Source organism: Arachidicoccus sp. BS20 (assembly GCF_001659705.1).
In the GTDB taxonomy this organism is placed as follows: Bacteria; Bacteroidota; Bacteroidia; order Chitinophagales; family Chitinophagaceae; genus Arachidicoccus.
Window position 1 is genome coordinate 1,945,094 of sequence record NZ_CP015971.1, and the last position, 23,213, is coordinate 1,968,306.

Consider the following 23,213-nt stretch of genomic DNA (forward strand, 5'->3'; position numbering starts at 1 on the left):
ATCCGCTTATGAAGAAATATATTATCCTCATATTGATTGCATCCTTCGCAATTAAGCTTTCAGCACAAACGATGCGTTCCGTTACAGGCAGCGTATTTAGTGACGAAACTAAAGAAGCAGTTGCGAATGCAACTGTTCATGCCATTAAATCAAAGGCAACTGCATTCAGCGATAGCACCGGAGCATTTGCTATCCGCGTGATGCAAAACGACACGCTTGTTATTTCCCGCATCGGCTATGAAAATCAAACAGTCATTGTTGCTCCCGGTACGGAACACATGCGCATCACATTAAAACCGATAAGCAATAATCTGAGCGATGTAACCATTAATACAGGTTATCAAAGTTTGAAACCAAATGAAGTAAACGGTTCTTATGTTGTTATTGACAACAAGACGCTTAATCAGCAAACAGGGATGAATATTTTAGACAGGCTGAATGGTGTTACAAGTAGTTTGTTGGTTAATACAGGTAAGGAATATTCGGGTATTTCCATTCGTGGATTGAGTACTATCAATGGGCCGCTAAGCCCTTTGATAGTTGTGGACAATTTTATTTACGATGGTAATATTGCCAATATCAACCCGAATGATGTAGAAAGTGTTACAGTGCTTAAAGATGCAGCCGCAGCAAGCATTTGGGGCGCACGTGCAGGCAATGGCGTAATCGTAATTACAACAAAAAAAGGAAAGTTCAATCAAAAATTGCAGGTCGATTTTAATACAGATGTGATGGTAACGGATAAGCCGAACCTGTATTACAATCCGCAGATTTCTTCTTCGGATTACATCAATTTTGAACAAATCTTGTTTAATAATGGTTACTACAACTCGCAGTTTACGAGCAAAACACATCCTGCGGTATCGCCAGCTATGCAAATATTTCAGGACAGAAAGAATGGGTTGATTTCCGCAGAAGATTCCGCATCGCAGATTGATGCGCTAAAGCAAATCGATAACCGCGACCAGTACACCAAATACTTTTACCGCAAAGGCGTTACGCAGCAATATGCTTTAAACCTTCATGGTGGAAGTCAAAACATCGGCTGGCTGGTTTCCGGAACCTATGACAGGGATATCAATAATCTGCGGGCGGGCTACAATAGAATCAATCTTCGGTTTGAGAATACGTATCGTCCTATAAAAAACATGACAGTAAATGCAGGCGTATATTATACCAACAGCACCAATCAATCTGGCTTATCCGCTTATAACATGGTCGCTGCCATCGGTTCTAACAGGCTTGTTCCGTATATGAATCTTGTAGGTGCGGGCGGAGCAGCTGTTCCTGTAATTCATGATTATAATCAACGATACCTTGATACGGCAGGTGCCGGTCGCCTGCTGAACTGGGATTACTATCCCTTAGATGACTATAAACATAGTTACAGCAAAACCAATGTCGAAGAAATCATTGCGCATATCAGCCTGGATTATCACATTATTAAAGGGTTAGATGCAAGCCTCATGTATCAGTATGATAAACAGAATACCGCTTTAACAACCCTGCGTGATACATCAAGTTATTATGCCCGTAATTTGATTAACGGATATAGCCAACTTAATCGAACGACAGGTGTAGTTACTTATATTATTCCCGTTGGGGGTATCTTAGGTAAAACTTATACTTCTCTCAACGCATATAATTTTAGAGGTCAGCTGAATTTTGACAGAATATTTAATCGTGTTCATCATGTTAATGCCATTGCCGGTTTTGAAGTAAGGGACGAATGGGTTACAAGCAACAGTACAACCTATTACGGTTACAATGCCGACCCGCTAAGCTATACTTCCAATATAGATTATTCAACTGCTTATCCGAATTTTATCACTGGAAGCAAAACGCAAATCCCAAACGGAAATAGCCTGAGTTCAACCGATAACCGCTTTGTTTCTTTTTTCTCCAATGCGTCTTACACATATAAAGAGCGGTATATCGTATCTGGAAGCGTGCGCAGGGACGGCTCCAATATTTTCGGTGCCAACACCAATGATAAATGGAAACCGCTTTGGTCTGTGGGCTTGGGATGGCAGCTTTCCAAAGAAAACTTTTACCATGTTTCATGGCTGCCGTTTTTAAAATTATCGGCAACTTACGGCGTAAGCGGCAATGTGGACCTAAGCAGGACTGCGCTCCCCGTGGGCACATATCAGCAGAACAGGATATATAATAATTTTCGTGCCATGGAGATTTTGCAAATCAACAATCCTGATTTAAGTTGGGAACACGCTTACCAAACTAATTTCAAACTGGATTTTGCTACCGCTAAAAATACAGTCAGCGGTTCTGTTGAATATTACCGGAAGAAGGGGACAAATTTATATGCTCCCACACCGTATGACTATACCACATTCGGGCTTACATCTACCATTACTGCAAATGTGGCCAATATGAAGGGTAAAGGTGTAGACATTGTTTTGCATAGTATAAACATCAACCGCGTGTTTAAATGGACTACCGATTTCCTGTATAATTACAATCAATCCGTTACTACCAGATATTTTACAACTACGGCATCATCTGTTTCTTCATTTTTGGGCGCGGGCAGCAATGTTATTACGCCGGTTATCGGCAAACCGTTATACGCAATTGCGGCTTATAAATGGGGAGGCTTGGATGGGCAAGGCAATCCGAGAGGCTATCTCAATGATACACTGAGCACGAATTACATGGCAATAGAACAGACCGCCGTGGACACGGGAATAAAAAACAACAGTATTATTTACATCGGCTCTGCAACGCCAGTGAGCTATGGCTCCCTGATGAACGAATTTTCATTCAAAGGATTCTCGCTTTCCTTCAACATCACGTATAAATTGGGATATTACTTTCTAAAACCGGCATTATCTTATACAAATCTTGCCGCTTATGGAACTTATGGAATGGGTTATGAAAAACAGTGGAAACAACCGGGCGATGAAACAAAAACAAATGTACCGGCTTTTGTTTATCCCTTAAACAGCACGAGAGATTTGTTTTATAGCCAGTCTGCTGCCAATGTCGTCAAAGGAGATCAGATACGGTTACAATTTATCAACCTGTCGTATTCCTTTCTTGGAACTCATTCGCATAGCCTGCCTTTCAAAAGTTTGCAGGTATATGTCAATGCCGCGAACCTGGGCATCTTATGGCGTGCAAATCATGACCATATAGACCCCGATTTCGTGAACACTATTCCTAATCCCAAAACTTATACGATAGGCGTCCGGGCAAATTTCTAACGATTAAATATTCAAACATGCTTTATAGAATTAAAATAAAAACATTCCTTTTGCTATGCGTAGCAGTTTTATTGCTGCCCTCATGCAAAAAATTTCTTGATAAAAAACAAAATGCTTCTGCAGTAGTGCCGTCCACACTGAGTGATATACAGGCTTTATTGGATGAAGACATTATGATTGAATCCGTATCGCCATCTTATATGGAGGCATCTTCGGATGAATACTTTCTGACCGATGATGTATATAGTTCTTTCAGTGAATACGGTCAAGATATGTACACATGGGTTCCGTTTACGGTAACTGCGGCTAACAGTAGCAATGATTGGCACGACAGCTATTATCCTGTTTACAATGCGAACCTTGCTTTAGACTTAATAAAAAATATCGACAGAAATTCAGCAAACGCCGCTGCTTGGGATAATGCGAAGGGAAGCGCCCTGTTTTACAGGTCATATAATTTTTTAAATCTCTTATGGGATTATTCCAAAGCCTATGACAGCAGCACAGCCGATAAAGACTTGGGCATTGCATTAAGATTAACTTCAGATTTTAATGTGCCGTCTGCAAGAGCGACAGTGCAACAATCTTATAAACAGGTCATCAGTGATACAAAAGCAGCTATTCCATTATTGCCTGATTATCCTTTGGCACTTACCAGGCCTTCTAAAGGTGCAGCCTATGGGCTTTTGGCAAGGTGTTATTTATCCATGAGGGATTACAAAGATGCTTTATCGTATGCAGACTCTTGTTTGCAATTAAACAATAGTCTCATTGATTTTAACGGCGATGAAGATATTATCGGCAGTATTGCCAATGATGAGCCGTTTAAGCGGCTCAATAAAGAAACAGTCTTTTACACAACCATGAATTATGAATACGATATCTTCAGCTATGTCGGCAATATCGATACGGCAATTCTCCGCTCTTACGATTCCAATGATTTACGGCTTATTGCTTATTTCGGAGATAACGGAACAGGCAGTTATTTTAAGGCATCATACGGTAATGATTATTTTATGAATTTTACCGGTATCGCTGTGGATGAAATGTATCTTACCCGCGCAGAATGTTATATCAGAACAGGGCAGGTACAAAAAGGTCTGGATGATATTAATACATTACTATCAAAAAGGTATAAAACAGGAACATACGTGCCGCCTACAGGATTATCTCAAAATGATGCGCTGACAAGGGCGTTGCTCGAAAGAAGAAAAGAACTTTTGCTGCGGGATAACCGGTGGATGGACATTAAGCGCTTGAATAAAGAAGGAGCAAATATTATTTTGAAAAGAATTATCGCCGGGAAAACATATACGTTGCAACCCAACGCCAATTTTTATGCGCTGCCTTTACCGGAAGATATTATTCGGACAACAGGGATGCCGCAGAATCCACTTTAAAATTAAAAAGGGATGCCAGTAAAAATTGGCATCCCCGCTAAACTTCAAATAAATCTAATTGGGTTTATTTGAAATATAGGCAGAACCAGTACCGTCAGCGGTTGAACCGACCCGATATGTTTGAGTCGCGCTGTTATATGCTGCAACAATATTTTCAGAAGAATCCAATACAGGTTCATCTCCTGAAGCATCCACGTGGCTGGCATAAATTTTACAGGCTTTAGCGACACCGGATATACATGGGTCATTATTACTCGTAAAGTCCCAATTCCCAACGTCCTCAACACTTGCTTGTGAATAATCGCCACCCGAATATTCAAAAGTGTATAAAGTCTGTCCGCTTTTACTTTTCGGTTGTTCTTTAAACGCACTGGTAACCGCCACCAGTGCTACCCCAATCGCAATGGCGAAAACGGGTAGTAAACGTGATAATCTGCGTCTTTGCATGATTATTTGTTTTTGTTGTAGAGCAATAAACCTACTTTTTTCTACGGGTGTTCGGAACCATTCCCGACTTTTTGCAAAAATATTTTCAGGCATTATGAAGTTTACGCTTGATAAAAAATTCATCACTTGTTTTTGTCAAACGCCAACCCCAAAATGCAACGATTGTAAAACATATATTGAAAATAAAATGACTTCCCCATTCCATTTTTCCCAGGATGCCGCCGCAATTGCACGGAACTTTGTTAAACACATGCGCCAACCCTAAACCCACATACACCGCGAATGCCAATAGTAAAAGAAAAGATAACAAAAGCCCTATTCTTAATGTCTTTTGAAAACTCAATAAAGCAACCGCAATAAGTTCAACTAAAGGAAGTAGCCAACTTAAAACAGGAATAGACCAACCCGGTAACGGCTGCCGTGCAAGCTGGGTTTTAAATGCCGCATAAAACCACAACTTACTGCCTGCTGCATATACCCACAGGATGATGAGCAGCGCAGAAATGAATGTTATGAATTGTTGCTTTTTCATTTTATTTTACTTCTTTTTCTTTTTAAAAAAAGCAACGGCGGCGGTGTTACCGTCGTTGCCCTTACTGCTGTCTCGCCGCAGCTGGCGCCCTTTCCTGTCGATACCGGTATGTATGTTACCAGCGTAGCCGGCTTTCAGGCAGGCGGCACATATAATTAAGGGGATACCGCCATTTATGGAATTAAAAGAATGCGTGGCAACATCTGTTTTAATTCCCTGCCCCATCAACAGGCGTCATTCACTTAAGGCTGAGTGAATTGTTAACTACGCTCCCCATTTCAAACCGCACCCAAGAACAGGCGCACCGACCAGTCATAATTTCTTCAAAGAGCATGATTTATTTTCTGATGTAAAGTTGGGAAAGTTTTACGGCAATGATTGCCGCGAAAACCGCAGAAAAAATACCTGTACGACCGCAATTATTTTACCCCTACGACCGCAGTAGTTTTATAAATTATTCTAAATCAAAGGATAGCAACAAATCAACTTTTTTGTGGTCTTTTATCTTTTACAGGATAGCCGTAGAATTTTAAAAAAGCCGTTTCAAAATGAGATACTTTGGAATAACCGGTTTGCTCGCAAATATCCTGCAACAGGAAGCCTTGTTCCAACAGGCTTTTACCTTTCTCCATCCTTTTGCTTAATAAGTAATGCTTCGGGCTGCACTCGAAAATCAATTTAAAGCCTTCCCAGATTTTATCTCCCGTCAGTTTGTTTTTCTGTCGGTATTCCTTTAAAAGGGAAGTAAGCGCATCCTGCTTATTCATCAGTGCAGTTAAACGTTCTGATATAGTGTGTAAGGTTTTTACCTCTTCATAATTATACCGGTATTTTCTGGATTCTTTGCCTTTTGCACCAACCAATGCCCGCAAAGCATTCATGGCGGTTGTTTTTGCTTCAGTGTTTTGTGCATCGCCGGATTGAATGGTCATTGCCAATATCACTATCTGATACATAGCTTTTAGCGGGATGTCGGCAAATTCTTCATACAGGCTATTAATTTCCCCGATGCGGATGCTGTCAACCAGCGGTTGCAATTGAGGGAATTCTTCGGACATACGGTAAAGCAGTTCTTTACTCACGTGTAGGTCAAACGTTTTGAGAAATCCCCTGAAGTTGACTTCGTTTTCAATGGCAGGAAGGTAAATGAGATTGTATTGCCCGGCTTTTGTCCTGCGCCAGTCAAATCCTTTGAGCCGGTATTGTGTTTCGCCCAGTAAGGTAGTGTGCAGTTCAAGGCTTTCACTGTCGGCAATACATTGGATATACATAGGGACGTAAATGAGATAATCGCTGACCCAGATAGTCATATCGCCAATTTCTATACATTGGAACAACAAGATGTTTTTCCTAATCTTCTTTTTGCGGTCTTCCATCTCAATCTGTGCATGAAAACGTTTTGCACCGTTTATTTTATATTTATCATAGTCCTTCCCTTCGGGAAATCCTTTCATAATAGGTATTTCCTTAAGATTCTTATCAAAGAGTTTTACGATTTGTGTAAAATCAATTTCCATGACATAAAACTACCTGCACGCAATGGTTCCGCATAAAGTTCCAAAAGTTTTATCAGAAATATTGAATATGGAAATTTTTTTTAGACTGCACAAATCGTTTTATGTATAAACAACATAAGAAAAGATTGTATATCCTGTATTTTATCGGGACTGTTCATACATTTTATCCATGTGTTGTTTTCCCGCTTTATTTTCCTGCCCGTATAATTTTATCCATGCTTTTTTAATTTTATCATTTTCCAATTGTTCCAGTTTCATTTGTTGTTGGTTATCGCTCCAATGAATACCAAACTTATATAAACAAGAAAGAAAAAATATAATGACCAACCATAAGAACCATCGTCCGAAAACTATTCTATAAAATTGTTTTGCATCCTTCTCGGGAAATAATAAGATTTGCCATTTCTTGATAACAGGCTGTGGTTTTGCAGAGGCTATTATTTTCATATCCTTAATGCCTTTTCCAACCACTTGTTCGATGGTTGCCGTATCAATATGAACTTTTACAGGTTGGGGATTATGCAATTTTGTTTCCAATGACGCAACTTTCGTGGACAAGCCGTTGATTGTTGCAACCAGTTCATTCATGTATTTGTTATGTACTTCCTGTTCTTTGGTAAATTCTTCCAGCAGCATTTTAAAACTCTCTTGCTCAATAATGTTGTTTCTTTCTTTTTCGTTCATGGTTGTTCATTTTAATCAGTAAACTATTTCTATCGTTTTATTACAGATGCAATCTCTTTCGTTTCCGTTTCTTTTTTTCTTCATCAGTGGGAGTCGGCGCATATCCACCGGAATCCATTGGAACCGGTTTGAGAATTTCCGCAATGATATTTTTCACTTCTGTTTTCAATACGTTGATAATATGTGTTTCTCTACCGGGGGCAGCTTGATTTTGTGTTTTGTATAAGGATAATTTTGAGGATTGTTGCGGTTGTTGCTTTTGCCAGTCGAATGCTTTTTGCCGGTTGATAATATTGAGTACATTTTCTTTTTGGGTAATTTTATTTTTAAGCGACAATATTTTTTCTATGGTCTTTAGTGAAAATCCGACTTCACTTCCTTTGATGCTGACTTTCTTCTCGTCAATAAAGCAAATGCCCCTGCCTTTTTCAATTTGATAACCCAGTGCTTGCATCTTTTGAGCAAAATGTTCATAGCTCTTTATCTGTTCGCTCTTCAACAAATCTGCAAGAGTATTTTTCAGTTTTTCTTTTCTGCTGTCGTGTCTTGGAATTAGTCTTTCTTTTGGCGACAAAAAAGCTCTCGGGCTCAACACTTGTGTCAAGCGGTATTCCTTTTCGATGCTCCTGCAAAAAGCTGCCATTCTTCTGTAATTATTGCTGTCGCTTGCAACCTTGCTGTCCAAGCCGACACGGTTGGCAACGATATGGATGTGTTGCTGTTCGGTGTCTTTATGCAGCACGGCAATATACTGATGCTCCGCTACCCCAAATTTTTCTGCGCATTTTCTTGCGATTTCCGTGAGTTGGTTTTTATCAAGCGCTTTGTCTTCGGGAGCCAACCGGAGTGTCAGATGCAGTACCGGTTTTTCAATCCGCCTGCTTAGTTTTCTGACTTCTTCAAAGTCTTTTGCCAACTCTTTGGCTGTACCGAAACACTTATTGTATTCCAAAATTTCTGCGCGATGCAAATGCTGTACATTTTCCATTTGTGATAACCATAATTTTTCTGCCGGCGACAATTTTTGTTTGTCGTTCAGGCAGTAATTGATGCACCTGCCGAATGATTTTCCTATGATGACCTTGCCAATCATTTTCTGCTAATTTTTTATCTTTCTTAATTATTTTCCTGCAAATAATTTTTAATTTCCGTTGTAAGATTTTTTACTTCTTCCGACTGCACTTTTAGTTCTGATCTTTCGGAAACACTCAATTCTTCAAAGCCGTTCCGTTTTTTGGCAATTTGATTGAGATTCGCCGCGAGATGATTGAGTGTTGCAGTGAAGCCTAAAACTTCTTTGGGAAGCGTTTTTATTTTCGGAAGAATTGTTCCTCTGAGTGCCATTTCCCGGATGTATTCGGATACGGAAAGAAAGAAACTTTTTGCTTTTGCTTCAATCAGTTTTCTTTCCACGGCTGTACATTTCACAGCAATAAACCTGTCGCGTTTGACGGACTTTTTCGGTCTTCCGCCAACATTTTTCTTCTGATTTTTTGCTTCTGTTATTGTCTTTATTTCCGTTTCCATCTCGTTACCTTTTTGTCGTGTCTTGTAACTTTTGTGTTATCTTGTTCCTTTATTTTTTGAATGCGTTAGCATGAAAAAAATCCCCGCCGAATGCGGTAGCATGAGGCGGCCGGCGGTTTTGGTATAACCAAAACATAGCTGGCTTCTTCCAAGCGCAGTTATCATCCTGAACACGCTCATTAGCCGAATCGAGGATTGCATTTTCATCAGCCTTTTTATTTTCAACCGCCGGCTGTTTTTTTTCATGATTTTTTTTGTGTTGTTTCATTGCTAAATGATATTTTTTGTTACAAAAAGTATTGCCCATGCAGGCTTATTTTTTTGTTGCTGCTTATTCAATTAATATTTATTGCCGGCAGATTTCTACCAACGGAAGCGCAACTTTTTGTGTTCCTGTTTTTGTTGTTGGATTTGCTTTTTTGAAAGCTGTTCTTTTTCATTCATCAACCACTCGTTAATGTCTTTGTATAAGGCATATTTTGTTGCCAAATTTTCGGCAACAATGTTGTTTGCTTTACCATATTTTTGGAGTGTGAGCGTACAATTTTTTGCGGGCGTATCGTTGTCCAACAGCAAAAAAACTTTGTCGTGTTGCAACAAAATCGGTTTTACTTTTTCCGCCATGGAAAGTGAATTAAGCACAAGCCAATTGCTCTGTTTGGAAATGAATTTTTCCTGTACCGCTGACAGAAAATCAAACACGCCTTCCGTTACGGCAACGGATGATTGATCGTCATTGAAAAAAGTATAATCTTTCGGAGCAATGCAGGATTTAAAATTCGGCGCGTTTAGTTCCCAACCGCCGCTATTATTTTGCAAGCAAAGCAGGACAAATTCAGCATTCGTTTTTTTATTGTACAATACAACTTCTTTGCAGAATTGTTGTGCGGTTTTCAACTTTATTCCGCGCGATTGAATGTATTGTATCAGCTGCGGGCTTTGAATGTCCCTGATTTCTTTGGCGTTAAAAGCGGGTTGCGTTTGAGCAACCGGATTTTGCCTTTGTACATTTTGCGGGTGAAAAGAAAAAACTTTTGAACCCAAAATATCTAACAGTTGTGATACATTGCAGTGATAAAACCGCACACCGAAATTGATAATATTGCCTCCTTCGCCTGTGCCGAAGTCATACCAAATATTTTTTTGCCGATTAACTTTAAAGGATGCTGTTCTTTCTTCCCGCAACGGCGAACGATACCAGTAATCATTGCCCCGAATTTTTGCAGGCTGAAAATGGAGTTCTGCAAGCAATTCAACAAGGCTGATTTGTTTAGCTGATTGGATATTTAATTGTTCATTCATGATGAAACAATTTTAGGAGTCAATAATGAAAGAGTTATTCCATCGGCTTTGAGGCTTCAATCAAGGGAATAAAAAAGACCTGCAAGCATAGCCTAAAGTGTCGCTATACTAGCAAGTCTTTCTAAATCTTCTAAGAAATGATTCGAAAATGCTCCAACTTGGGGCACAAAGCCACTCAAACGAGTGGCTTTTTTAATGCCTAAAACTTACTGTTTATAAGCCTTTCAGCCGATTATAAATATTTATACTTTCTTTTATTTGTTTGTTACCTTCTGTTACTTTCACAATTCTTGTTACTCTATTGTTATTCAAGTAACAAAAAACATCCACAAAATTCATACCTTTGGAAATAAAGGAAACCAAAGGAAAAAATAAAGGGTATTATGAGCGTTACTTTAAGAAAAAGAAAAAATGCCGATGGTTCACAATCTTTGTTGCTGGACATATACCACAATGGTAAGCGGCGTTATGAGTTTCTGAAACATTTGAAATTGGACAAGGGAACAACTTTGACCGAACGCCAACGCAACAAAGACAAATTAGAAACGGCGAAAAAAATTGCAGCGCATAGGGCTAATGAATTGGAATCTCACAATTATAAAGTAATTGTTGATGCCGGCAGAAAAGCCGATGTAATTCAATGGATGCAAGCCTTTGTGGATAAATATCAATTAAAGGATAAAAGAAATGTGCAGGGTGTTTTGAACAGATTTATTACATTCTTGAACGAAACAAAACAAAATGGATTGACCTTTGGCGATTTTAGTGAGAACATAGCAGTTGATTTTAGAAACTATCTTAACCATATATCCATAGGCGAGGGCGGCGCGAGCTATTTTGCACGATTTAAAAAAATGGTTAAGCGGGCATACAAAGATGGCTTGATGCTCAAAAATCCTTGTGAAGATGTAAAGACTATAAAGTACGATGCAAGAAAAAAAGATGTATTGACGCTGGATGAAATTAAATTGATTAATAACACTCCATGTCAAAGTAATGAAGTTAAAAACGCTTTTATTTTCAGTTGCATGACAGGCTTAAGGTGGTGTGATGTAAAGGGTTTGACATGGAAAGATTTTGATGTAAAGGAAAGCAAGTTGAAAGTATTGCAGGGAAAAACGCAAAAGGAAATATGGCAGAATCTGAACAGTACAGCGTTGAAAATATTGGAACGTCAAAACAAAGAGGATAAAACTATTTTCAAATTGCCGTCCGCCGATGGTGCAAACAAAACCATAAAGGCATTGATAAAGCGTGCCGGAATAACTAAAAAAATCACGTGGCACAATAGCCGCCACAGCTTTGGTACAAACCTTATTTTGAATGATGTAGGTGTATTAACGGCAAGTAAAATGCTGGGACACAGCACACTTGCACATACACAGCGTTATATAGATGCCGCCGATGAAATGAAACAGACGGCAAGTGAAAAATTAAGTATAGAAATTTAAACAATGCAATTACAACTAATTAAAACCGATTTATTAAAGCCTTTTGAAAAGGAAGTAAAAAGCACAGTAAGCAAATGTTTTAACGAGCTTACCGATAAAGAATTTACTATACAGAATTTTAAACACTATATGTTGGCGGGCGCGGTTGCTTCGTCCCAAATTGAGGGTAGCACATTAGATTTAAACAGCTTTTTCCAAAGCAAGGCAAACAACAAAAACAATAAGGAAGTAAAAGAAATTGAAGATTTGCTAAAGGCTTACCAATATGCAAAACGTTATTCACTTTCTCAAAAAGGTTTGTTGAAATGCCACCAAATTTTGGCTGCAACTTTCAGTAATATAACCCAAACTCAAAAAGGGAAATACAGAAAAACACAGGTAGGTATAAGAAGTTGGCAGGGACTTGTTTATTTGGCAATAGAGCCGGAAAAAGTGCCGAAAGCTATGGATGCCTTATTTGCCGATATTGAAGTGATTTTGGAGCAACCATTAACTTTGAAACAAACGCTTTATTATGCAGCTTACATACATTTTATGTTTACCAAAATACACCCTTTTGCAGATGGCAACGGACGCGCCGCGCGGCTTTTGGAAAAATGGTTTTTGGCGGAATGTTTGGGGCAAGCCGTGTGGGGCATACCTACTGAAAAATATTATTATGATAACCGACAAGCGTATTATGCCGGGTTGAATGTGGGCATAAATTATTATGACACTTTGGAACAATCGAACAAGATTTTACCCTTTTTAACCCTATTGCCCAAAGCCGTTTGTTATAAACCGATTGATTAAAGCTAATTGACAATCAAAGCGGAACTATTTCATTTTAACTACACTATAAGCAGTTTGATAATGCTGCTGGCGGATAACTTTACCCTCTGTTCAATGTATGGTTATTTTCGATTTTTCTGCTGGAGATATGGCAGGTAATAATACTTATAAAAATCCTTCTTAGAATCTCGGTAACTACTTACCATGCCTAATTTCTTCATCAGAAAAATATAACACCATGCAAAATCTATTTGATAGGGCTTAAACCCGCTACGGGCGCTGCGGGGATAGAGATGATGATTATTGTGCCATTCGCCTGCGACGATACCCGGCCAGAATTGATTAACAGACTTATCATCCTTGTTAAAATCCGTACTTAGGCGTTGTTTGTCTTTCCCTTTTCCGTGACCTTCATAATTGAACGTACGAACGCCTATCGCCCAGAATGCTGCTGCGCCAAAAAGCGTACACGCCAAAGCATTGCCGCCTATCAGGTAAAAAACCAAATACCAAAACAACCAATTAAGCAAAGATGCCGTTATAGCTCTTGCCGGATGCGCATAGGAACCCCATCGTTTATATTGTTTGTATGTATTGGCGCGAACGCCGGTATGCTTCATCAATAATTTTACTTTGTTATAGTCTTCTTCATTAAGGTCTTTAGCAATCGGTTGATGATTAGCATCGGCTAAAAAACAATACAGAAAACCACCTTCAGCATTATAAGGGTCTCCCGGTTGGTCTGATTTGGCATGGTGTACATGATGTGAAACGACATATATTTCTTCCGGCACCATATTCACAGTAAGATGTTGCGTAATAAAACGCCAGAACTTATTGCGAAAAGTAAAGGCATTGTGCGTGCAGTAACGATGGTGCCAAATTGTACCGTGCGTACCCATAATAATCATACTGTAGATAAATGCAGCCAGCAGCGTCCACCAATGGAAAAAGCAGGCAAAAAACAAGATAAAGCAGGGCACAAGCGCCAACACCTTCAGCCAACCGAATAAAGGGAGCCAGTTTTTACGGCTGCTGAAAACATTGAGGCGTGAAAAAAATTCCCTGAATATTTGCCCGACAGTAGGTTTTATAAAAGTTCCGTTGCTGTCTTTCCAGCCGTAAGCAGGAGTTTGTAGTACGTGGTCTAAAAAAGGCATTGTGAGAATTGTAAAAAGTAATAAAGTAAACAAGGTATGCTTTACTCCTTACGTTGCACAGTTGGTAATGTGTTAATTGGCTTAGTTTTAGCCTCTTGGTCATCATTCAGCGGTTGGAGTAAACGAGTTTTTTAAAATCATGCCCGTTAAATATCCTGGAAAGGTGGATATTATGTGTGTTTTCCCATAATGACAAGTCTTTCAACAGTATGATTCTCCAGAAGTTTTTTTCTTTTAAATCTTCAAAGTCCGTACTGCGAATAATAATGCCGTCGATATCCGCTCTTTTTTTGAACCGGATATTCATGAGGCTATTCCCTGTTTTGTTTTTTCGGCCGGATAAGAAACCTTCAATTTCATTTTGTGTCATGGTGTGGGATTGTTTATTTGATTACCAATAATCAGTTAATGATAAAACATAAAAGCCGGTCTGAGATATCCCGGCTTTTTAGAATTGCGAATGCAAAACAACAAAAAAATCAACTACCAACGGCTTCTGCCGGATGGTGCGTAAGATTTTGTACGTTCTTCACGGGGCTTTGCCTCGTTTACTTTCAGCGGTCTTCCGTCAACGGAGCCGCCGTCCAATGATTTGATAGCTTTACGGGCTTCATCATCGTCTGGCATTTCTACGAAGCCGAAACCACGGCTTCTGCGGGTTTCCCTGTCAAATACAACTTTAGAGGAATCGACTTTGCCGAATTCTTCAAAAAAACCTCTCAAGTCTTCGTCAAGAATGTCGAAACTCAGGTTTGAAACATAAATGTTCATGTAAATAAATTAAAAATAAATAAATAAAATCTAAGAAAAGACGGCAATGGCAAAGGAGAATTTATAACTAAGGTAGGAATACTTTCTGTTCACTCAATACTGTAAAAACCTAAATCTCCCCAAAGATACGCTTAAAATCCCATAGTCCGAAATATAATATTATTACCTGTTCAAAACATCTCTGTTATATCAGCTTTTTTACGTTCACGGCATTTTGTCCTTTGGGGGTTCTCTCTACTTCGAATACGACAACGTCGTTTTTCTTGATGATCTGTTTGAAACTATTCATGTGAACAAATATGCTTTCCTGTGTATTCAGGTCGGTAATAAAGCCGTAGCCTTTTGCATCGTTAAAGGAAGTAAGCATACCTTTTCTTATTGTGTTTTGTCCTTTCTTATCAATCTCATTGATGGATATTGCCGTAGCATTTATCTTCTTGGTTACACCCGGTGGAGAGGAAGTGAGGTTGCCGTTTTCATCTACATAAGCCATCATTTCTTCAAGGCTTTTGCCTTTTTTAGCGTTCTGTCTGCGCTCAAGCATTTTTTGTGCTTTCTCCTGTTTTTCTTTTGCTTTCTTTTTTTCTTTTTCTTTTTTTGCTGTTGTAATTGCCATTTAAAATATTAAGTGTGATAAAATAAAAATACTTCCAAAAGTGTACTGCATAGCGCCGGATATTTTCCCAGTTGGGATATTCATTCGCCTGCCACACCAAGAATTCTTTCAATAGTAATGCGCGTTTGGCATCTATCTTATGACAGAATTTTCTTTGTTCGGCATTCACTTCCCGAAAAGCTGAAAAACTGTTCTACGTGTTTCTTGCTCATTTCTTTCGCATCACTTTCAATAGAAACTATTGAGATATTCTGTCTTTGCGAAATAAGAATAGCACATACAAAATATCATTTTCCGCTTAAGAAATACCTTCAATAAGTTACCTACCGGATTATATCCGATAACGGTAATCACGGATTACCAACGCCTTTTGCTGCCAAAAGAATAAGCGTTGTTAGGTCTTTCTTCTTTAGGTCTGGCTTCAACTACTTTCAAGGTTTTTCCGCTCACATTGCGACCATTGAGTTCAGCGATTGCTTTAATGGCTCCTCCATGATCCGGTATTTCTACAAAACCGAACCCGCGGCTTGTTCCGGTTTCCCTGTCGAGTATGACCGTTGCCGAAGCAACCGTTCCATAGCTTTCAAAAAGACCTTTCAGGTCAGTATCCGTAATCCCCGCGCCTAAATTTGAAACAAAAATTTTCATGACAGACAAATTAATGATGATAAAATAAACCCCAAGAAAAACAGAGAATAGTAAAGAAGAGGAAGTGAGACAGTAATGCTTTACCTAACTTACGAGGCGCTGAATAATCTATGCACACAAAGGTAACTTAAAATAAACAGCGGGTTATAAAATAATTTTTTGACGGCTAAAAAGCCAAGATATACGGCGATTGCGCACAAAACTTTATATTATTTACATAGCATTAATTTTTATCGGGAACGCATTTTTCTGTATTAACCGCAGTCTTTTTTGCAGCTTTCTCTTTGTGGTATTTAAAAATATGTGCATTTATAATGGGCACAATGTAGCATTGTTTTTTGCTTTTCATTTAGAATTAATTATCCAAAAGTTTCAGGAATAGCAAGCAAAGGTGTGTTTGCACTAATTACTTTGGTTATATCGTAGTAGTTATGCAAGAAAAGCATGATTCAAGATGGAGCAGTAATCACTAAGATTCTGCATAATTTTAAGATGCGATTACCATCGAGTGGGATCGGAATAATTATTAAAATTAAAATCTTGAATCATGTCTACAACAAATTTAAAACATCCTGTCAATTTTAGCAATGAAGATTTTTATATTGGGCTTGATGTTCATAAAAAGAACTGGAATGTAACTGTAAGAACCTCTAATCTTGAAGTAGCTCATTTTTCACAACTTCCTGAGGCTAAGATTTTGTTTGACCATCTGAATAAAAGATTTCCTTCCGGCTCTTTTCACTGTGCTTACGAAGCAGGGTTTTGCGGAACATCCGCTCATACGGATTTATGTGAACTTGGTATTGACAACATAATAATCCATGCTGCAGATATCCCTAATACAGACAAAGAAAAGAAAAACAAAACCGATATACATGACAGCCGTGCTATAGCCAAATATTTGGAAAAAGGTTTGTTGCATTCAATTCATATCCTAACCAAAGAACAACAGGAATTAAGAAGCTTATATCGCTTGAGGAATATAGAGGTGCGAAATCAAACAAGAGCTATGAATCGTTTAAAAGGTTTTATATATTTCATTGGTATAAAAATTCCTCTTGAATTTCCAGATCGAAAGGGGTTTGCCAATAAAAAAATCACATGGTTAGAAAGCTTGCAATTAAGTACTCCAGTCGGGACAACGTGTTTACAGCAGTATATCTCAGATTATAAAGATCAAAGATCCAAGGTTAATTTAGTTACGAGACAACTAAGGGAATATGTTATCCAACACTTTGGGGATGCATACAAAAATTTACTTACTGTTCCCGGAATAGGTCCAATTGTAGCAATTGCTCTCATTACAGAAATCGGAGATTTTAGTCGGTTCAATAACCCGTCATCATATTGTTCCTATTTAGGTATGATTCCTTGGGAACACAGTAGTGGAGAAAACATAAGAACAAATGGTATTCAGCCTCGTTGCAATAAAAATCTTCGGTCAATGCTGATAGAAGCCGCTTGGGTAGCAATACGAAAAGACAGTAGACTGTTACTTTATTACAAGAAGCATGCAGCTTCAAATAATAAACATGCCATTGTTAAGGTGGCACGTAAAATAGCATTAATAGCCAAAGGTGTAGTCACAAAGAATCAGCCCTATAACGCAGAATATTTAGTAATAAGAAAAGAGTAGAATGGAAAATATAGGTCACGCATTCAATAAGTTCGAATCGGTTTTCTAAGGCATCTCCGAATGAATGATTATAAAAAGCCAATTCAATTGAATTGGCTCATTCTATCGGGTCAAGTTATTCCTTGAATAGTTGCTCCGCAGCAGAGCCATTCTCCGCTTCTCTTGACATTTTGAAATTACTAAAATTTGTATAGAATTTAAAATAGCATTTTAAAATATCTCGATTTTCTTGAGAGGAAAGCGCAGCGCGATAATTGTTACTTTGATAACTAATCTGTAGTATTCGCACCTCTTTTTAAACTTTAACAATTAGTGGTGGCTCCAAATTTTTGGATGACCACAAATAGCAGTTTGAGATTTTTTTGATAAAAATGCAAATTAAATATATCTTTATGTTATAAGTAAAAATTACATATTACTATCTATTTTGAATTTTTCTTCATAGCAATTATCGCGGTACTATTTTATACAACCGCTTATCAGAATAAACGTAGCTGCTTATCAATATCGTTGTTTTTCTTCTTCTGCAAAGGCAACTCAAAATTAGCGATGCCGACACCGAGCAAACGAACTTTTTTATCTTCAACGGGAGCGGCATATACTATCAATCGCACTGCATCAATAATGTTTTCTTTGTTGTTTATCAGTGTTGTAAGGGAGCGGCTGCGGGTCATAATGGTAAAATCATGGAACTTAAACTTTACCGTTATGGTTCTGCCTTTCAGTCCTGTGCGCTGCAATCTTATAACAAGACGTTCTGCAAGTGTTTCCAACTCCCGAAACATCGCATCCCTTGTAGTTAAATCCTCTTGGTAAGTATCTTCTACGCTGACGGATTTTGTTTCGCGGAAAGGCTGCACCTCGCGGTTATCAATGCCTCGCACAATCTGGTAACAAAATTTTCCGTACTTGCCGAAGTGTTGAAGCATTTCCTGCTCCGATAATTTTTTCAAATCGCCGCCAGTGTGCAAGCCCATTGCTTTCATTTTGGCGGCGGTTACTTTGCCCACACCGTGAAATTTCTCTACGGCAAGTTTTTCCATAAAAGCTTCAATCCTGGACGGACCGATAAAAGTCAGTCCGTCGGGTTTGTTCATATCCGAAGCAATCTTTGCAACAAACTTATTAATCGAGACGCCTGCCGATGCCGTAAGATGGAGTTCTTCTTTAATTGCCTGTTTAATCAGCCTGGCGATGTCCATCGCGTAACCGATGTTTTGTTTATCATTGGTTACGTCCAAATATGCTTCATCCAAAGACAGAGGTTCGATAATATCGGTATAGCGATGAAAAATTTCATGGATATGTTTGGAGACTGCTTTGTATGCATCAAATCTCGGATAAACAAAGATGGCTTCGGAACAAAGGCGTTGCGCCGTTTTGGACGGCATTGCCGAGCGCACCCCGAATTTTCGCGCTTCGTAAGAAGCCGTAGCCACCACGCCTCCCCGACCTTCGGGCGAGCCGCCGACAATCAGAGGTTTGCCGCGATACTCGGGGAAATCGCGTTGCTCCACAGAGGCATAAAATGCGTCCATATCGATATGGATTATCTTTCTATACTCTTTATCGGGCAATTGTTATGTTCGATTTAAAAAGTAAAATTAATTAAGACATGGCACATTCTTTGGTTTAGTGTATAACAAGAGCAGTTTAAATTTTTCTCATAAGCAGTTAGTTTTGGTTGCGACCCCTATTTTCATAGGGGTTTATTTTTTTGCGTACTTCCCAAAACAAACCATCCGATATTTCAACCGCAGGTTACCATCCGGTTAAAGCGTTTTTCTTTGCAGCTTTCTTTTGTGGCGTTTGTAAAAAGGAAGCGGAAAATCCCTTTCTGAAATCCAAGACAAATACGGCCAGGGAATAAAAACCTTAGAAGATTAAAATAAATCATAGTATCAAAAAAACGATAAATATAGTTACGGCAGCAAATTACAAAGTGGCGGAAGTACAGTTAACCTATTTTAGAACATGAAATGGTACGAATGAAGAACGACCTGAATTTACAGTATTGATACATCAAGAAGTATAAAAAAAGACTTTGAGAAAAGCTCTTTTTACATTTTAAGCAGCAGGAAACCGCCGATACTGCCTATCAGTATAATCACAACAGTGCTTAATTTCTTCCAAAAAAGCATTAAGGCGAGGCATACCCCCATAATTACGGCTTCGTGCCAATCCTGCATGGACAACCTGAACAAATGATACCCGACCACGGCAATGATAGAAACAGAGGCGGCACTCAATCCATCCAGGAAGAGTCGCAACTTTTGGCTTTTCCTTGCCGATGATAGTACCCTGTGCAGGAAAAAGGAAATGAAAAACGACGGCAGAAAAATACCCGCGGTTGCAAGTATGCCCCCGGTTGTTCCGTTAATCAGATATCCCGCAAACGTGGCACTCGACAATATTGGACCCGGCGTAATCTGCCCTACGGCAATCGCATCGGTCAATTGCTGATGCGTCAGCCAATGGTTTTTGCGCACCAAAGCCTCATCCATATAGGCAAAAAGCACATAACCGCTGCCATACAGTACGGCTCCGATTTTTAAGAAAATAAGAAAGAGCTTGTTATCCGAAAATTTGTTGCTGATTTCCAGTAATACGGGTGTGTAAAGTATTCCGGTAAATACATTCAGCTTGTTTTTTGACGTATATACAAGGTAATTTATCAGCCCTGCGCCAAGTATCAAAAGCACTTCATTCATTCCGTACAGGGAAGCCGCGAATACCATAAGGCACAATACAATAAGAACCGTGTTGTTTTTTAAAGTCTTATCCCAAAGACGGAAGACCGTTCCGATAACCAATGCAGTAGTGGCAGGTCTGATGCCGTAAATAAAACTCTGGACGTCGGGCAAGGCGCTGTATCGTTTGTAAAAATAGCCGAACAGCAGGCATATCAGCATAGCAGGAAATATATAGCAAATCCCCGCTACAACCAATCCTAAACGACCGCTCCGTTCTTTCCCGCAGTGCATCACAATTTCAACTGCATTCGGACCCGGTATGATGTAAGAAGTACTTAATACATCCATAAAATGTTTGTGGTCTATCCATTTACGCCTGACCACCATTTCATTTTCTATGGTAGCCACCATTCCCGCAATACCGCCAAAGCCTATCGTTCCCAATTTAAAACAGGAAACGGCAATCTGCCCTAACTTTTTGGCGGTGCTTTCAACAGCTTGTTCCTCATTGTCTATCTGCATATCATCCGGTTAATATGGAAAGAGCTAAATTACAATAAATCATATTGCTTTAAAACAGCTTACCGGCGACGGATTGTGCAGCGATAACCGCGCCTTCCATATAGCCCGAAAATTCCGTAGCGGTTTCTGTTCCCGAAATGAACCATTTTGCTCAACACCGCCATTAAACAAAAAACAGTTCTTTCGATTGACTGCAACGTTTAAAGAGTAGTCCATATATTAAGGATCAAGTCCGTATTAAGCCCGTATCAAATCCGTATCAGATGCGTATTATTTCCGTAGATAATTAACAGGTACCTGCAACCTACAAGCGATGTAAGGAAAGGATACTTTAAAGATTTCTGCATACGGTAAAGCGCGCCTGTACAACTCATTCTTACACTCGCGCTGTGTATGACGCCTACGCTCGCCGATACCCGTTTTCGTAACATAACAAAGACTTTCGCATATTGATTTATAAGTCCACTTCGGTTTCCTTTGTCCTTTAAATAATTTTCCTATAACTTGACACTGAAAATTGGTTGTCAACAGATAACCTTTTTGCATAAACTATCTTCTGCCAATGTTCTTTCTTTTGTTCTGTTCTTAATAAATTTTTATCCGCATAATCTTTTTTGCACAAGTAACTTAAACAAGCTCTTAATGATTATAAGAGACCATATTATTTTCTGTTTAAAAAATAACGCAATCGTTTCTTTTAATAATTATTCCTCAATAGATTTATCTTGAGTGCTTAACCGATATATTTTTATGAAATGAGCCATAAGAACTTCGCATACCCAAAGCGATGATTATTTATGGCGAAACGGAGTTCGGCGAAGCTAATTCCATGTGGCAAATAAAAAATAATAAAATAAGCACATGAAAAAAACTATCTCAAGTATCATAGTAATCTTTCTTCTTTTTCAAAATTCTTTTGCACAACAAAAGAAAGAAATTGTCTTGTTGCATGGGGCGCATCGCGTTGGTAAAAGAGCCGATAGCTTGATGCAGCGCTGGCGCGATTACGGGCTTGGCGAGTTTATTCATTTTGGTTTATATTCCATACTCGGCGGCGATTGGAAAGGCGAGCATTATACCGGCGCATCAGAATGGATTCGCTCTTGGGATAAAGTTGATAAAGCCGAGTATGATTCTTTGTACAAGCAATTCAATCCAACGAATTTTAATGCTGCGCAATGGGCTGCGATGGCGAAACAAATGGGTGCGAGATATGTAACTATTACTACGAAACATCACGATGGATTTTGTTTATGGCAAAGTAAATACACGCATTTCACGGTTGCCAATTCGCCTTACAAAAGAGATATTATCGGTCCGCTGGTAGATGCGTACAACAAGCAAGGCATTGATGTTTACTTATATTTTTCTATCATGGATTGGAGCAATCCTGATTGGCGATATGATTTAACAAATACTGGCGATTCCGCAGCGTTCAATCGTTTCAAAATATTTACCAAAAATCAACTCACGGAATTGCTCACATTATATCCATCCATTAAGGGTTTATGGTTCGACGGAACCTGGGACAAGAGCTGGCAAAAAAGTGGCGCGTTTACCGATTCGCTGGAACAATATTTAAAACAATTGCATCCCGGTTTAATTATCGGAAGCCGCTTACGTGCAGATGATTTCGGCAACAGACATTTTGACGCAAACGGTCATCTCATGGGCGATTACGAGCAAGGCTGGGAAAGAAAATATCCGGCAACTTTTGCAGACACACACGGCAATGATTGGGATTGTATTATGACGATTCCCGAAAACGGTTGGGGCTATCAAAAGCAATGGCTCGGGCATTGGAAAACAGCGTATGAGCTGGAAGAAATTCTGGCGAATTGCAATTCATTAGATGGGAATCTGGTAATTAATTTCGGACCGAAAGGCGATGGCACTTTTCGTAAAAAAGAAACAGATGAAGCAAAAGAAATAGGCGATTGGATGAAACTTAATCATGAAGCAATCTATAATGTACATTACGCAAACTGGAAGAAACAGGATTGGGGTTATTACACCGAAAGCAAAGACAACTCAAAAGTATACATGATTGTTTTTAACGTGCCTATTTCGCATAATTTAAAAATTCTGCCGGCGAAAAATATACAGGTTAAAAACGCAACATTTTTATCCGATAAAAAAAGATTGAATATAGAAAAGTCGGATAACGGCGTATCGCAAATTGCCCTGCCAAACGAAACTTTTAATCAGCCGTTTGTAATTGTACTGGACCTAACAAAAGGTAAGACCGAAAAGGAAGAAAAGAATAATCATATATAAGAGAGATTGCTGCGTGCACGCCGAAAAACCTACTAATC

Annotated in this window: 23 protein-coding genes; 6 read left to right on the plus strand and 17 right to left on the minus strand. The window is 39.0% G+C overall.

All coding sequences use genetic code 11. From position 1 onward, the window contains the following. Positions 1-8: 8 nt before the first annotated feature. Entirely contained in the window at positions 9-3,221 is a 3,213-nt protein-coding gene (locus A9P82_RS08825) for a SusC/RagA family TonB-linked outer membrane protein (protein WP_066206843.1), read from the plus strand. A gap of 17 nt (positions 3,222-3,238) precedes the next feature. Further along, the gene (locus A9P82_RS08830) at positions 3,239-4,621 is read left to right on the plus strand and encodes a RagB/SusD family nutrient uptake outer membrane protein (RefSeq protein WP_082915289.1); all 1,383 of its coding nucleotides are present in this window, start codon (positions 3,239-3,241) and stop codon (positions 4,619-4,621) included. A gap of 54 nt (positions 4,622-4,675) precedes the next feature. Here A9P82_RS08830 and A9P82_RS08835 read toward each other — a convergent pair whose 3' ends face one another. The 9 genes from A9P82_RS08835 to A9P82_RS08875 all read right to left on the minus strand — a co-directional run bounded on the left by A9P82_RS08835 (position 4,676) and on the right by A9P82_RS08875 (position 10,630). Then, on the minus strand, positions 4,676-5,068 hold the full coding sequence (locus A9P82_RS08835; protein ID WP_156522645.1) for a hypothetical protein: 393 nt from the start codon (positions 5,066-5,068) through the stop codon (positions 4,676-4,678). Positions 5,069-5,153: 85 nt separating this feature from the next. After that, on the minus strand, positions 5,154-5,600 hold the full coding sequence (locus A9P82_RS08840) for a MauE/DoxX family redox-associated membrane protein (protein WP_066206853.1): 447 nt from the start codon (positions 5,598-5,600) through the stop codon (positions 5,154-5,156). Positions 5,601-5,606: 6 nt separating this feature from the next. Further along, positions 5,607-5,825, minus strand: a complete 219-nt coding sequence (locus A9P82_RS08845; protein ID WP_066206855.1) for a hypothetical protein — start codon at positions 5,823-5,825, stop codon at positions 5,607-5,609. A gap of 257 nt (positions 5,826-6,082) precedes the next feature. Then, a complete protein-coding gene (locus A9P82_RS08850) occupies positions 6,083-7,117 on the minus strand; it encodes a helix-turn-helix domain-containing protein (protein WP_066206857.1) in 1,035 nt (344 codons plus the stop codon). Between the two features lie 141 nt (positions 7,118-7,258). Further along, a complete protein-coding gene (locus A9P82_RS08855) occupies positions 7,259-7,801 on the minus strand; it encodes a hypothetical protein (RefSeq protein ID WP_066206860.1) in 543 nt (180 codons plus the stop codon). Positions 7,802-7,841: 40 nt separating this feature from the next. After that, positions 7,842-8,894, minus strand: a complete 1,053-nt coding sequence (locus A9P82_RS08860) for a relaxase/mobilization nuclease domain-containing protein (RefSeq protein ID WP_066206866.1) — start codon at positions 8,892-8,894, stop codon at positions 7,842-7,844. A 23-nt stretch (positions 8,895-8,917) separates the two neighbouring features. Further along, on the minus strand, positions 8,918-9,328 hold the full coding sequence (locus tag A9P82_RS08865; protein WP_066206871.1) for a plasmid mobilization protein: 411 nt from the start codon (positions 9,326-9,328) through the stop codon (positions 8,918-8,920). 49 nt (positions 9,329-9,377) lie between these two features. Continuing rightward, entirely contained in the window at positions 9,378-9,635 is a 258-nt protein-coding gene (locus tag A9P82_RS08870; protein ID WP_156522646.1) for a hypothetical protein, read from the minus strand. A gap of 56 nt (positions 9,636-9,691) precedes the next feature. Continuing rightward, complete coding sequence (locus A9P82_RS08875; RefSeq protein ID WP_066206878.1) at positions 9,692-10,630, minus strand: CHC2 zinc finger domain-containing protein; 939 nt, start codon at positions 10,628-10,630, stop codon at positions 9,692-9,694. Positions 10,631-11,013: 383 nt separating this feature from the next. On the opposite strand from A9P82_RS08875, the gene A9P82_RS08880 reads away from it, so the two are divergent. Both A9P82_RS08880 and A9P82_RS08885 read left to right on the plus strand, forming a co-directional pair. Continuing rightward, positions 11,014-12,081 carry a site-specific integrase gene (locus A9P82_RS08880; RefSeq protein WP_066206880.1) on the plus strand — a complete coding sequence of 356 codons (1,068 nt, stop codon included), beginning with the start codon at positions 11,014-11,016 and terminating at the stop codon, positions 12,079-12,081. 3 nt (positions 12,082-12,084) lie between these two features. After that, positions 12,085-12,873: a Fic family protein gene (locus tag A9P82_RS08885; protein WP_066206884.1), complete on the plus strand. Its 789-nt coding sequence runs from the start codon at positions 12,085-12,087 to the stop codon at positions 12,871-12,873. A gap of 101 nt (positions 12,874-12,974) precedes the next feature. Here A9P82_RS08885 and A9P82_RS08890 read toward each other — a convergent pair whose 3' ends face one another. The 5 genes from A9P82_RS08890 to A9P82_RS08910 form a co-directional block, all read right to left on the minus strand. Further along, positions 12,975-14,012: a fatty acid desaturase gene (locus A9P82_RS08890; protein WP_066206887.1), complete on the minus strand. Its 1,038-nt coding sequence runs from the start codon at positions 14,010-14,012 to the stop codon at positions 12,975-12,977. A 106-nt stretch (positions 14,013-14,118) separates the two neighbouring features. Further along, on the minus strand, positions 14,119-14,382 hold the full coding sequence (locus A9P82_RS08895) for a hypothetical protein (RefSeq protein WP_066206889.1): 264 nt from the start codon (positions 14,380-14,382) through the stop codon (positions 14,119-14,121). Positions 14,383-14,495: 113 nt separating this feature from the next. Next, a complete protein-coding gene (locus A9P82_RS08900; protein ID WP_066206893.1) occupies positions 14,496-14,783 on the minus strand; it encodes an RNA recognition motif domain-containing protein in 288 nt (95 codons plus the stop codon). A 184-nt stretch (positions 14,784-14,967) separates the two neighbouring features. Next, on the minus strand, positions 14,968-15,399 hold the full coding sequence (locus A9P82_RS08905) for a cold-shock protein (RefSeq protein WP_066206896.1): 432 nt from the start codon (positions 15,397-15,399) through the stop codon (positions 14,968-14,970). A 357-nt stretch (positions 15,400-15,756) separates the two neighbouring features. Next, the gene (locus A9P82_RS08910; RefSeq protein ID WP_066206900.1) at positions 15,757-16,047 is read right to left on the minus strand and encodes an RNA recognition motif domain-containing protein; all 291 of its coding nucleotides are present in this window, start codon (positions 16,045-16,047) and stop codon (positions 15,757-15,759) included. Positions 16,048-16,594: 547 nt separating this feature from the next. On the opposite strand from A9P82_RS08910, the gene A9P82_RS08915 reads away from it, so the two are divergent. After that, the gene (locus A9P82_RS08915) at positions 16,595-17,683 is read left to right on the plus strand and encodes an IS110 family RNA-guided transposase (RefSeq protein ID WP_066206903.1); all 1,089 of its coding nucleotides are present in this window, start codon (positions 16,595-16,597) and stop codon (positions 17,681-17,683) included. A gap of 479 nt (positions 17,684-18,162) precedes the next feature. On the opposite strand, the gene dinB is transcribed toward A9P82_RS08915, so the two are convergent. The 3 genes from dinB to A9P82_RS15435 all read right to left on the minus strand — a co-directional run bounded on the left by dinB (position 18,163) and on the right by A9P82_RS15435 (position 21,329). Next, positions 18,163-19,260: a DNA polymerase IV gene (dinB, locus tag A9P82_RS08920; RefSeq protein WP_255363934.1), complete on the minus strand. Its 1,098-nt coding sequence runs from the start codon at positions 19,258-19,260 to the stop codon at positions 18,163-18,165. A 483-nt stretch (positions 19,261-19,743) separates the two neighbouring features. Then, a complete protein-coding gene (gene chrA / locus A9P82_RS08925; protein ID WP_066206910.1) occupies positions 19,744-20,898 on the minus strand; it encodes a chromate efflux transporter in 1,155 nt (384 codons plus the stop codon). Positions 20,899-21,146: 248 nt separating this feature from the next. Beyond that, positions 21,147-21,329, minus strand: a complete 183-nt coding sequence (locus A9P82_RS15435) for a hypothetical protein (RefSeq protein WP_156522647.1) — start codon at positions 21,327-21,329, stop codon at positions 21,147-21,149. Between the two features lie 430 nt (positions 21,330-21,759). Between A9P82_RS15435 and A9P82_RS08930 the strand changes: the two genes are divergently transcribed. Then, complete coding sequence (locus A9P82_RS08930; protein WP_066206915.1) at positions 21,760-23,175, plus strand: alpha-L-fucosidase; 1,416 nt, start codon at positions 21,760-21,762, stop codon at positions 23,173-23,175. The last annotated feature ends 38 nt before the right edge of the window (positions 23,176-23,213 follow it).

Coding starts and splice junctions, on each gene's coding strand:
- A9P82_RS08825 (WP_066206843.1), top strand. CDS start 9: ATGAAGAAATATATTATCCTCATATTGATTGCATCCTTCGCAATTAAG.
- A9P82_RS08830 (WP_082915289.1), top strand. CDS start 3,239: ATGCTTTATAGAATTAAAATAAAAACATTCCTTTTGCTATGCGTAGCA.
- A9P82_RS08835 (WP_156522645.1), bottom strand. CDS start 5,068: ATGCAAAGACGCAGATTATCACGTTTACTACCCGTTTTCGCCATTGCG.
- A9P82_RS08840 (WP_066206853.1), bottom strand. CDS start 5,600: ATGAAAAAGCAACAATTCATAACATTCATTTCTGCGCTGCTCATCATC.
- A9P82_RS08845 (WP_066206855.1), bottom strand. CDS start 5,825: ATGGGGCAGGGAATTAAAACAGATGTTGCCACGCATTCTTTTAATTCC.
- A9P82_RS08850 (WP_066206857.1), bottom strand. CDS start 7,117: ATGGAAATTGATTTTACACAAATCGTAAAACTCTTTGATAAGAATCTT.
- A9P82_RS08855 (WP_066206860.1), bottom strand. CDS start 7,801: ATGAACGAAAAAGAAAGAAACAACATTATTGAGCAAGAGAGTTTTAAA.
- A9P82_RS08860 (WP_066206866.1), bottom strand. CDS start 8,894: ATGATTGGCAAGGTCATCATAGGAAAATCATTCGGCAGGTGCATCAAT.
- A9P82_RS08865 (WP_066206871.1), bottom strand. CDS start 9,328: ATGGAAACGGAAATAAAGACAATAACAGAAGCAAAAAATCAGAAGAAA.
- A9P82_RS08870 (WP_156522646.1), bottom strand. CDS start 9,635: ATGGGCAATACTTTTTGTAACAAAAAATATCATTTAGCAATGAAACAA.
- A9P82_RS08875 (WP_066206878.1), bottom strand. CDS start 10,630: ATGAATGAACAATTAAATATCCAATCAGCTAAACAAATCAGCCTTGTT.
- A9P82_RS08880 (WP_066206880.1), top strand. CDS start 11,014: ATGAGCGTTACTTTAAGAAAAAGAAAAAATGCCGATGGTTCACAATCT.
- A9P82_RS08885 (WP_066206884.1), top strand. CDS start 12,085: ATGCAATTACAACTAATTAAAACCGATTTATTAAAGCCTTTTGAAAAG.
- A9P82_RS08890 (WP_066206887.1), bottom strand. CDS start 14,012: ATGCCTTTTTTAGACCACGTACTACAAACTCCTGCTTACGGCTGGAAA.
- A9P82_RS08895 (WP_066206889.1), bottom strand. CDS start 14,382: ATGACACAAAATGAAATTGAAGGTTTCTTATCCGGCCGAAAAAACAAA.
- A9P82_RS08900 (WP_066206893.1), bottom strand. CDS start 14,783: ATGAACATTTATGTTTCAAACCTGAGTTTCGACATTCTTGACGAAGAC.
- A9P82_RS08905 (WP_066206896.1), bottom strand. CDS start 15,399: ATGGCAATTACAACAGCAAAAAAAGAAAAAGAAAAAAAGAAAGCAAAA.
- A9P82_RS08910 (WP_066206900.1), bottom strand. CDS start 16,047: ATGAAAATTTTTGTTTCAAATTTAGGCGCGGGGATTACGGATACTGAC.
- A9P82_RS08915 (WP_066206903.1), top strand. CDS start 16,595: ATGTCTACAACAAATTTAAAACATCCTGTCAATTTTAGCAATGAAGAT.
- chrA (WP_066206910.1), bottom strand. CDS start 20,898: ATGCAGATAGACAATGAGGAACAAGCTGTTGAAAGCACCGCCAAAAAG.
- A9P82_RS15435 (WP_156522647.1), bottom strand. CDS start 21,329: ATGTTACGAAAACGGGTATCGGCGAGCGTAGGCGTCATACACAGCGCG.
- A9P82_RS08930 (WP_066206915.1), top strand. CDS start 21,760: ATGAAAAAAACTATCTCAAGTATCATAGTAATCTTTCTTCTTTTTCAA.